At 55.6% G+C, this 3,037-nt stretch carries 4 protein-coding genes; 1 reads left to right on the top strand and 3 read right to left on the bottom strand.

All coding sequences use genetic code 11. The annotated features are described in order from the left end of the window. Positions 1-139: 139 nt before the first annotated feature. Positions 140-568 (bottom strand): hypothetical protein, encoded by a 429-nt coding sequence (locus tag BAUR9175_RS18965; RefSeq protein ID WP_009882346.1) that lies wholly within the window; start codon positions 566-568, stop codon positions 140-142. Between the two features lie 28 nt (positions 569-596). Further along, positions 597-1,205 (bottom strand): hypothetical protein, encoded by a 609-nt coding sequence (locus BAUR9175_RS18960; RefSeq protein WP_009882345.1) that lies wholly within the window; start codon positions 1,203-1,205, stop codon positions 597-599. Positions 1,206-2,140: 935 nt separating this feature from the next. On the opposite strand from BAUR9175_RS18960, the gene BAUR9175_RS18955 reads away from it, so the two are divergent. Continuing rightward, complete coding sequence (locus tag BAUR9175_RS18955; RefSeq protein WP_069599747.1) at positions 2,141-2,347, top strand: hypothetical protein; 207 nt, start codon at positions 2,141-2,143, stop codon at positions 2,345-2,347. A 414-nt stretch (positions 2,348-2,761) separates the two neighbouring features. Here BAUR9175_RS18955 and BAUR9175_RS19570 read toward each other — a convergent pair. Next, on the bottom strand, positions 2,762-3,037 hold a 276-nt coding region (locus BAUR9175_RS19570; RefSeq protein WP_219618426.1), incomplete at its 5' end, for a hypothetical protein.

The raw sequence follows: 3,037 nt of genomic DNA, 5'->3' as shown, positions 1-3,037 counted from the left end.
CATTCAGCGATTGACTACCGCCCGCCGTTCGAGGTCCATTCGGAATGGATCAACCAGTCCGCGATTGAACCCGCGGCTGCTTAGGAAACCAAGAAAAGGAGCCTCTACGAAACCCGGTGCTTGACAGTGTGTTCCTCGTTTAGTTGTTGATTTTCTCCCAGTCCGCCGGATCATCGACGACTGGGAAGTTGCCATCCAGTCGAATGTCACCGACGGTAATGACCTGAATATGGCCAATCGCAAGCATTTTGCGGGCGTTAGCCTGTTGATAGATCACGGACTCGATAGCTGCATCAGTCAACAGGTCGAGGACTTCTCCCTCTGGGGACTCTCTGATCGTCGACATGTAAAAGTAGCCATACACGGTGTCGCCAGGCTCAACCCAATGCCCCTCCGAATCATTGATGAACCGTTCTTCCCAGCTGACTTCGTACTCTGAGTGTTCGGCCTCGAACCGCTCACAATCTCGCTCGTCAGTCACAATCCCTATGAACGGATCGATCATCTCTTCCGAGTCGAACGGCGAAGGCTGTTTAGCGAAGAGCAAAAATACCTTCTGGTTACCCATAATCACCTCATCTGCAAGTCAGCGGCTTCTAGTGCGGACCGCATGGTACTGAGAGTATCGGCGAAGTCACCCGCGCCCAAAGTGTCCGGCCCTGATACCGCAGTCGGCCGATCGAGCTGGCCGACCATTTGTGCTTCTTCGTTCCCTTGCACTTATATTTCATGTTCGTCTGCGTGAATTTCACCGTATAGTACTTCTTCTTGTATTTGCCGCCGGTACGCAGGTCCTTGTCGTTAGCGGTTTGTGGGATTTCGATCCCAGCCTTGACCCACATGAGACCGTTCTTCACTCTCAGTTGGGAGGCCATCTTGATTCCGGTCACCTTCTTCGTGCACACCGTGACCGGTTTCACTCCACCGTATTTGTATCCGGCTGATTTTCGGGTGTGGAATCCGGCAGGGTGCAAGGTGCAGGGTCCGTACCGCTTGTACGCAGCCTGGGCCGAGATGCCCTGCGGGTGTTCTTTCTCGATGGCGTCGAGTTTCCGCATCGCTTCTTCTTCGGTGTCGGCCTCGACGTAGGGAGATGGTCCCTGCGAAGATGTGATTTCTTCTTCGCTGACTTCGTCTGGTTCGGAAGCCGTGGCTGGGGTGGCTACGAAGCTGAGAAGGAGGAATGTCAGGGTCGTACAAGCCAATGCTGGTTTGAATCTCCTCATAGTGGTGCCTTTCGCTGTGGGTAGAGTCCGTTCACTGTTAGCAGCGAACGGACTGACACTATGTCGGCTGTGGCCTTGAGCGCATCCCCCGTAAATATGAAATTTGGGCAGTTTCAGTCAGACCCGCTGGAGGGAGTGGGGGCACAGGGTGGGGCCAGTTCAGGCCGTCAGGGTGGGGCCAGTTCTAGTTGACATAGCCAGGCATTTCCGGGAATGGGTGCGTGTCGCGATCATCGCTGTGGTTGTGTGGGTGAGTCTCAACGTTTCAGACCGGTGGAGAGACCGCACTCGAAAATCGCAGAGATTGCAGCCCTGATACTGGGGAGAGAGCCCGAATCAATCCTTTACCCGTCCTCGTATACCGTCTTAGAGATGTCCCGAACTCGTGCGGGTCCACCCATGGCGGGACCGGATCTTGATGATCAGGGCCATCAGTAGAAAAAGTACGGCGGTCAGGGGGGAACATGAACGCGGCGAACACCCACACAAGCGTCCCTCCAATTCCGGTCGAGTCGTAGTACACGGCCTGAGCAACTGAGAGGCTGCTTAACTGGTGGGCGAAGACCAGAGCGAATCTGGTTTGGAACCATTCATATGCCGATCTTGGCACACTCGTCGTAGAGTCAGGGCCGTGACGGGAATTGTCGCGATCACGATTGAACGCTCGCGGCGGAAAGTGACCGCCCGCAGGACACTTTGTGCAGGTGAAGGCAAGAAATACGTGTGCCCGAAGGGGCCCGCGTCCGTTTTCAACGGTTTCGAAAGCGGATTGACTGCCCGGCGTTGCGCCACTGAATCTCGGCAATGCACCTCTTCTATCGTGCTCATGCGATGTTTGCGCACACTATAGAATGAGCCTTATCGCTTTCAACTAATGAGGCAGAGCCCGCAGATGCACCGAAAGGATCGAGCATATGGAAGGCTTTGGATTCGTCGAATCGAGCTTTGGCGTCCTTGGCATGCTGCTGACACTTCTGCCAGTGTTTGTCTTTCTCGTCATCGTAGCGGGCATCGTAATTGCGACTGTCTGGATCACCAAGTACCTCAAGCGGCAGGAAGCTGACCGCAAAGAGATGCTCGATCTCATGCGCAGGCAGGTTTCCAGAAAGCAAGATTCGTGAGTAGCGATCGCTTATCCGTCGTGCTGATCATTGCGGGCCTGTTCGCACTCCTAGCTGGTTTTGTCACTGGCCTTGCAGTCTTCTCAACAATGTGGATCCTCCTGGGCTTCGGTGTCGCTCTCACACTCATCGCCACGAGTTTCATTATCTCGGTCTTGAACCAGCGGCCTTGGGAGGCTAGAGGGCGTGACCAGCTGCGCCGGCTGAACACCATAGGGACGGCCCTGCTACTCGCGGGACTCACATGTGCCGCTGTGGTCGGGATCGCTATCTCGGGGTTCATCGTTCTCGTTGATGGTACAACTCTGCAAAGCAGTCCTGCGCAGGATGCATTGGTGTGGGTTGGTGTCATTGCGGCGGTCCTGGGAGTAGTTGGGTTTGTCTGCGCCGCGGTGGTGAAGTTCGGCATTCGCTTTATCCGCACACCGAGTAGTAGGTCTTAGCCTTGATCCACCGATTCGGTTGATTCTTGGCGGTTCGTTCGGGTTCGAGTGCGAACATGACGTGAGGGCAGGAAGTAGTGTCCCGGTCTCTCACCGGTCTCTTCCACAAATGTTTCCCAAGGTCTCCTCCAGACCCTGCGGCGTCGTGCTCGAGCAGGAGCGAATCGGTCAGGACAATGATCGTGTAGGTGGGCTCAGAGCCGCGTGCCAGAGTCGTGCGAATTCCGTCGCCCACGGCCACCGTCTC

Origin of the sequence: Brevibacterium aurantiacum, assembly GCF_900169065.1 — a bacterium.
Taxonomy (GTDB): domain Bacteria; phylum Actinomycetota; class Actinomycetes; order Actinomycetales; family Brevibacteriaceae; genus Brevibacterium; species Brevibacterium aurantiacum.
Note: the sequence above shows the minus strand (reverse complement) of the source record. Positions and strands in the feature narration are given on the sequence as shown.

What these genes read in the sequence shown, in the direction of transcription:
- BAUR9175_RS18965 (WP_009882346.1), bottom strand. Translation starts at nt 568, where the DNA reads ATGGGTAACCAGAAGGTATTTTTGCTCTTCGCTAAACAGCCTTCGCCG.
- BAUR9175_RS18955 (WP_069599747.1), top strand. Translation starts at nt 2,141, where the DNA reads ATGGAAGGCTTTGGATTCGTCGAATCGAGCTTTGGCGTCCTTGGCATG.